Annotated in this window: 5 protein-coding genes; 1 reads left to right on the top strand and 4 read right to left on the bottom strand. The window is 67.3% G+C overall.

Annotated elements, in window-relative coordinates:
- Together GTP90_RS34220 and GTP90_RS34215 are read right to left on the bottom strand one after the other, a co-directional pair.
- Window positions 1-1580: diguanylate cyclase domain-containing protein (locus GTP90_RS34220; RefSeq protein WP_161087697.1), on the bottom strand; the 1580-nt coding region annotated here is incomplete at its 3' end.
- Window positions 1581-1659: 79 nt separating this feature from the next.
- Window positions 1660-2295 carry a GIN domain-containing protein gene (locus tag GTP90_RS34215; protein ID WP_161087696.1) on the bottom strand — a complete coding sequence of 212 codons (636 nt, stop codon included), beginning with the start codon at window positions 2293-2295 and terminating at the stop codon, window positions 1660-1662.
- Between the two features lie 232 nt (window positions 2296-2527).
- Here GTP90_RS34215 and GTP90_RS34210 point away from each other — a divergent pair, with 232 nt between their 5' ends.
- A complete protein-coding gene (locus tag GTP90_RS34210) occupies window positions 2528-3832 on the top strand; it encodes an MFS transporter (protein ID WP_161087695.1) in 1305 nt (434 codons plus the stop codon).
- A gap of 123 nt (window positions 3833-3955) precedes the next feature.
- Here the strand turns inward: GTP90_RS34210 and GTP90_RS34205 are convergent, their stop codons facing one another.
- Together GTP90_RS34205 and GTP90_RS34200 are read right to left on the bottom strand one after the other, a co-directional pair.
- Window positions 3956-4243 carry a PsiF family protein gene (locus tag GTP90_RS34205; RefSeq protein WP_161087694.1) on the bottom strand — a complete coding sequence of 96 codons (288 nt, stop codon included), beginning with the start codon at window positions 4241-4243 and terminating at the stop codon, window positions 3956-3958.
- Window positions 4244-4335: 92 nt separating this feature from the next.
- The coding region (locus GTP90_RS34200; protein ID WP_161087693.1) for an alpha-1,6-glucosidase domain-containing protein at window positions 4336-6843 on the bottom strand (2508 nt) is incomplete at its 5' end.

The following is a 6843-nucleotide window of genomic DNA, read 5'->3' as shown; positions in this document are numbered from 1 at the left end:
ACCTGGGCCTGCACGTGCATCCGCAGCGCGCCGGCCGCCAGCGCGGCGGCCAGGTCGCGCTCCAGCGACAGGCGCCGCTCGACCTCGGCCTGCATCGCGGTCTCGAAGAAGGCGATGCCGTTGCGGCCCTCGGCCTTGGCGCGGTACATCGCGGTGTCGGCCTCGCGCAGCAGGTCCTGCGCGCTCTGGCCGCCCCGCGGCAGCATGGTCACGCCGATGCTGGCGGTGGAGTTGTAGGTCTGGCCGTCGATCTCGAAATCCTGGCCGATGGCGGCGCGGATCTTCTCCGCCACCACCGAGGCGGCGTGGGTGGCGGCGTGCAGCTCGTGCGCCAGGTGGCCCAGCAGCACCACGAACTCGTCGCCGCCGATGCGCGCCACCGTGTCGGCCTTGCGCATCAGCTGCGACAGGCGCTCGGCGGCGTTGCGCAGCAGGGCGTCGCCGATGGCGTGGCCGCGCGCGTCGTTGATGGTCTTGAAGCGGTCCAGGTCGATGAACATGACGGCGCTGTAGGTGGCGCCGCGCTCGGAGCTGGCCAGCAGCTTGTCGATGCGGTCCATCAGCAGGCGGCGGTTGGGCAGGCCGGTGAGCACGTCGAAGAAGGCCAGGCGGTGGATGTCGTCCTGCGATTTCTTGCGCTCGGTGATGTCGCGCTCGACCGCCACCCAGTGCGTGTTGACGCCGCCCTCGTCGGCGAACGGCACCAGCTCGGTCTCCACCCAGTACGGCTCGCCGGCCTTGGTGTAGTTCAGCAGCTCGGCGCGCACCGCCTCGCTGCGCGCCATGGCCCGTTCGATGTGCTCCAGCACGGCCGCCTCGGTGTCGGGCCCCTGCAACAGGCGCAGGCCGCGTCCCAGCACCTCGCCGCGCCGGTAGCCGGTGCGGCGCTCGAAGGCGTCGTTGACGAAGATGATGCGCTGGCCCGGTTGGCCGTCCGGGTCCACCTCGGCGATCAGCACCATGTCGTTCAGGCGCGACACCGCGGCCGAGGTCAGGCGCAGCTCGGCGTTGAGCGCCGACAGTTCCTGCTGGTGGTGCTGCAGCTCGTCGAAGGAGCGCGCCAGGTGCTGCAACAGCACCGCGCACGACAGCGTCAGCACCGCCGTCATGAACAGGAAGTTGAAGGTGATGATGGCCGACTTGAGCAGGCCGTAGTCGGGCACGCCGGCCAGCTGCAGCTGGGCGTTCTGGTCGAAGCCGACCACCAGCACCGCCAGCCCGGCGATGCCCAGCGTCCACAGCGCCGGGCGCAGGCCCAGCAGCAGGGCCGCCAGCACCGGCACGGCCATCAGGTAGATCTGGCTGACCGGCCCGACCTTGAGCAGCAGGCCGATGCCGACCATCAGGGCGATGCACAGGAAGTTGAGCACCCGCAGCGTGTACGGCAGGCGGCGCCAGCGCCAGATCAGCGCCAGCCACGCCAGCGCGACCAGGTCGATGACGACGATGGACCAGATGCCCTCGCTGGCGGCCAGCAGCACGCTGGGCACGGCCGTGGCCGCGCCCAGGACGAACACGACCAGCAGCAGCTTCGCAAAAATTTGCGCGCGCCAGTGCGCGATGTCGTTCGGCACAGCCACCGGGTCCACCTCCGAGGTGCGTTGCGGTTATTGTGTCTTTGATAGTAACCGCAATCGCCCGGCGTGTCAGTAGGGCAAGTTAATCCTTCGCGTTGAAACTGCCGATGCCGGCGATGGACTTGTTGACGGTCTTGGGATGGCCGTAGTAGTCCAGCTCGCCCATGCCCTTGGCGACCGCGTTGAGCAGGTCGGTGGCGTGCACGCTGACGTGGCCCACGCCCTCGAAGTTGACGTCGACCCGCTCGGCCACCAGCGACTTGGCGTCGATCTCGCCGACGCCCTTGGCGTTGACCCGCAGGTATTTGATCTTGCCGTTGGCCGCCACGTGGCCGGCGCCCAGGTAGCCGATGTCGAGGCGCTCGCCGCTGACCTTGTTGAGGATGGTCTCGCCCGCGCCCTCGACCTTGACCCGGCTCAGCGAAGGCACGGTGATGGTGATGCGCGCCTCCTCGCCCTTGCCGGACTTGAAGCTCTTGTCCGGCATGGTGATGGTCAGCTCGTTGGCCACCACCTCGGTCTTGAGCGCGGAGACGAACCGTTCGCCGCCGCTGATCACCACCGACTGCGCCTTGCCCACCTCCACCGTCATGGCGAAGGCGCCCTTGGCGTTGATGGCGACAAAGGATGGCAGCTGGCGGGTCGATTCGGCGGCCGTGGCGGCGGCGCTCACGGCAAACAGGGCGGGGATCAGGACGGCGGCAACGGTACGGCGCATGGTAATTCCTCGGTGATTGTCAATTTGAACAAAGTGAATTTTACTTAAGCTGGCCGCCGCTGCCGACAAGTTTGCGATAAACGGTAGAAATCCCGGCATGTGTTGCATTCTGGATACGTTCAATGGCGGAGGGCGGCGCGCGATTGAAGGGAAAATGAAAGAAATGGGGCGTATGATCCAGAAAATTCCGGCGGACCCGGTCCGACCCGATTCACACAACAGCGAGACACCCATGACCTCCTCTTCCTCCCCCGCCCGGCAGTCGCATTTCAGCACGGTGTTCCGCGTCGTCAGCGGCAACTTCATGGAAATGTTCGACTTCTTCCTGTTCGGCTTTTACGCCAACGCCATCGCCAAGGCCTTCTTCCCCAGCGGCGACGAAGTGGCGTCGCTGATGATGACCTTCATGACCTTCGGCGCCGGCTTCCTGATGCGTCCGCTGGGCGCCATCATCCTGGGTGCCTACGTCGACCGCGTCGGCCGCCGCCAGGGCCTGATCGTCACCTTGGCGCTGATGGCGCTGGGCACCTTGCTGATCGCCTGCGTGCCGGGCTTCGCCACCATCGGCTACCTGGCGCCGGCGCTGGTGCTGATCGGCCGCCTGCTGCAGGGCTTCTCGGCCGGCGTCGAGCTGGGCGGGGTGTCGGTCTACCTGTCGGAGATGGCCACGCCGGGCCGCAAGGGTTTCTATGTGAGCTGGCAGTCGGCCAGCCAGCAGGTGGCGGTGGTGGCAGCCGCCGCGCTGGGCTACGCGCTCAACCAGGCGCTCACGCCGGCCGAGGTGGGCGAGTGGGGCTGGCGCATCCCGTTCTTCGTCGGCTGCCTGATCGTGCCGGTGCTGTTCGTGATCCGCCGCTCGCTGCAGGAGACCGAGGAATTCAAGGCGCGCAAGCACCGTCCCGAGTTGAAGGAAATCTTCCGCTCCATGGTCAACAACTGGGCGCTGGTCATCGCCGGCATGATGCTGGTGGCCATGACCACCGTGTCGTTCTACCTGATCACCGTCTACACGCCGACCTTCGGCAAGAACGTGCTGCACCTGTCCACCACCGACGCGCTGATGGTGACCTTGTTTGTCGGCGTGTCGAACTTCTGCTGGCTGCCGGTGATGGGTTCGCTGTCGGACCGCGTCGGCCGCCGTCCGCTGCTGGTCTGCTTCACCGTGCTGGCGATCTGCACCGCGTATCCGGCGCTGCACTGGCTGGTGCAGGCGCCGAGCTTCGGCCGCATGCTGGGCGTGGAGCTGTGGCTGTCCTTCCTGTACGCCAGCTACAACGGCGCGATGGTGGTGGCGCTGACCGAGGTGATGCCGGTCGAGGTGCGCACGGTGGGCTTCTCGCTGGCCTACAGCCTGGCGACGGCGGTGTTCGGCGGCTTCACGCCGGCCATCGCGACCGGCCTGATCGAATACACCGGCGACAAGAGCGCGCCGGGCTGGTGGATGACGTTTGCCGCCGTGTGCGGCCTGTGCGCCACGCTGTTGCTGTACCGCCGCCAGGAGCGGCAGCAGCGGCACGCGGCCGGCGCGACGGTGTAGTTGCGGCCACCACCCACAGCGTCATTCCCGCGAAAGCGGGAATCCATGCTGAGCTTGCTATTCAGGCGTTCTATGGGTTCCCGCTTTCGCGGGAACGACATGGATCGCGGGGGCGGTTCCGGCTTACTTGGCGCTCAGGCAGCCCTTCATGAAGGTCTTGCGCTCGTCGCCCTTCTTGCCGGCGGCGTCGGCGTTACAGGCCTTCATCTTGTCCTGCTGCGTCATCTTCGGCGCCGGGGCTTCGGCCTTGGCGCTCAGGCATTCCTTCATGAACGCCTTGCGCTCATCGCCTTTCTTGCCGGCCGCATCGGCGTTACAGGTTTTCATCTTGCTTTGCTGGGCCGTCGGCTCGGCCGCGAACACGGCGCCGCTCAGGGACAGGATCAGACTGGCAACGAACAGTTTTTTCATTTTTCAATTCCTCGAAAGTCGAATGACGGTGGGCGCGGCGGGTGTACTTGCCACGTGGTCACTATAACCGAGTTGCCCACCGTCCGGCTATCCTATTGCGCCTCCTCCACAAACACCACGGCGCTGCGCGCGGCCACGGTGAACTTGCCGCCCACCGGGCTGTAGTTGCCCACCCGCGCGTTGCGGCCGCCGTCGGCGTTGAGCAGGATGCGGTGCACCGCCAGCTTGCGGCCGGCCAGCTCCGGCACCGCGATGCTCTTGCCCACCTTGTCGACGTTGAACACCGCCACCACCATCTTGTAGCGGGCGCCCTCGTAGCGGCGCGGCTGCTGGCCGTCGATGCTCATGACGATCAGCCCCGGCACCTGCTGCGGCCCGGTGTTGTAAAAGCGCAGCCGCTCGGACACGTCCTGCGCCGTGCGCAGGCGGAACAGGCTGCTGTCCTGGCGGATCGCCAGGAAGGCGTTGACGGCGTTGCGGGCACTGACGATGGCCACGCTGTCCGGCTTGAGCAGCGGATTGGCCAGCAGCGGCGACATCAGCGGCCAGTTGTCCCGGTTCACGCCGGCCATCGGCAGGCCGACGCCGAAGTTGTTCGACTGGTAGCTGTAATCGAGCTTGTTGAACCAGTCGCCGGCGTCGTAGCTGTCGCGGTCCATCGATTTCGAGCGCAGCATCTCCTGGCCGGCGTGCAGGAAGGGCACGCCCTGCGCCAGGATGTTGATGGCCGCGCCCAGGCTCTGCACCCGCACGCGCTCGGCCATGCTGGTGGCCAGCGGCAGCTTGTAGACGTTCAGGTCGTACAAGGTCTGGTTGTCGTGCGCCTCGACGTAGTTGATGGTCTCCGAAGGTTGGGCCGCGAAGCCGGCCTGCTGGCCGAAGTAGTCGATCTCCGAGTTCCTGCGCACGGCGCCGGTGCGGTCGGTGAAGCGGTAGTCGCGCAGGGTGCCGGACAGGCTCACCTTGACCAGGTCGCCCAGGCGCAGCAAATCATCTTTGGTCTGCGTCGATTGCGCGTTCGGATCGAGGTAGGCGCCGTTGATGAAGCCTTGCTGGCTGATCAGGCTGGAGCCGCTGTCGCAGCAGCCGCCGCCGCGCACGGTGTCGCGGATGCGGTCGTTGAACGAGCCGATGCCGCTGCCGTACATATTGGCCTGGCGCGCCTGCACGAAGCGGGCGTCGTTGCCGACCGTGCCGAAGTTCCACGCCTCGCCGTACAGGTAGATGTCGCGCCCGGCCGCGCTGTTGACGGCGGCCTGCAGCCGCTGCATCACCGCCAGCGGCGTGAAGCCCATGATGTCGAAGCGGAAGCTGTCGACCTTGTAGTCGCGCGCCCAGGTGCTGACCGAATCGATCATCAGCTTGGCCATCATGGCGTTCTCGGACGCGGTGTCGGCGCAGCAGCTGTCGTTGGTGATGCCGCCGCCGGCGTTGAGGCGGTAGTAGTAGGTGGGCACGATCTTGTCCAGCACCGACAACGGCCCCTGCTGCGAAGCGCTGGTGTGGTTGTAGACCACGTCCATCGTCACCCGCAGGCCCTGCTTGTGCAGGCCCTGCACCATGGCGCGGAACTCGCGCACGCGCACCGCGCCGTCGTTGGCGTTGGTCGAGTAGCTGCCTTCCGGCGCCGTGTAGTGCACCGGATCGTAGCCCCAGTTGAAGCAGTCGCCGCCGCGCGTGGCCTCCACCGCGGCCTGCTGGTCGCTGGCGTTGGCGGCCGCGTTCGGGATCGCCGGCGTGGTGCAGCCGGCCTCGTTGACGCTGGCGTAGTCGAACGACGGCAGCAGGTGGATGTGGGTCAGGCCGGATTGCTGCATCAGGCGCAGGTGGCGCATGCCGTCCGAGTCCTGGTCGGTGAAGGCCAGGTATTTGCCGCGGTGCGCGGGCGGCACGCTGGCGTCGCTGGCGCTGAAGTCGCGGATGTGCAGCTCGTACAAGGCGATGTCGGTCGGGCTGTCGAGGCGCGGCACCGGATGGTGGTCCCAGCCGTCCGGCTTGAGCGCGGCGCTGTCCAGGTTGGCGACGAAGCTGCGCTGGCTGTTGGCGTTCAGGCTGAAGGAGTAGGGATCGGTCACGCTGTTGTCGACCACCGTGTTGCCGGCCCAGCGCGACAGCACGCGCACCTGGTAGGTGTAGTAGTAGCGGTTGACCCAGCTGGCGTCCGGCGCGGTGTAGCTCCAGATGCCGCTGGCGGCGTCGCGGGACATGGCGCGGGTCTGCGTGCTGGCGCTGGTGGCGTCCGGGTACAGCTGCAGGCTGACCGACTTGGCGGTCGGCGCCCACACGCGGAAGGTCGGCACGCCGGCGCGGTCGTAGCTCAGGCCCAGCGTGGCGTTGGCGGCGGCCGGGGCGAACACGCTGTCGAGCATGCCGCTCATCTGCAACGAGGTCACCTGCAGCAGCTTGCCGCCGGCGTCGAACTGGGCCACGGCGAACTGGCCGCTGGCCTTGGCCGCGATGCCGGCCGCGTCGGCGTCTGCCATGGTCAGCGCGGTGGCGCCGGCCAGGTGCGGATATTTTTGCTGCAGCGCGGCCGGCAGCGCGCCGGTGGCGAGCGCGATGCTGCCGTCGGCGCCGCAGCAAAAATATCCGCACCTGGC

It is taken from the genome of Duganella vulcania (assembly GCF_009857655.1).
GTDB lineage: Bacteria > Pseudomonadota > Gammaproteobacteria > Burkholderiales > Burkholderiaceae_D > Rugamonas > Rugamonas vulcania.
This window is presented reverse-complemented; position numbering and strand designations above follow the sequence as displayed.

What these genes read in the sequence shown, in the direction of transcription:
- GTP90_RS34215 (WP_161087696.1), bottom strand. Translation starts at nt 2,295, where the DNA reads ATGCGCCGTACCGTTGCCGCCGTCCTGATCCCCGCCCTGTTTGCCGTG.
- GTP90_RS34210 (WP_161087695.1), top strand. Translation starts at nt 2,528, where the DNA reads ATGACCTCCTCTTCCTCCCCCGCCCGGCAGTCGCATTTCAGCACGGTG.
- GTP90_RS34205 (WP_161087694.1), bottom strand. Translation starts at nt 4,243, where the DNA reads ATGAAAAAACTGTTCGTTGCCAGTCTGATCCTGTCCCTGAGCGGCGCC.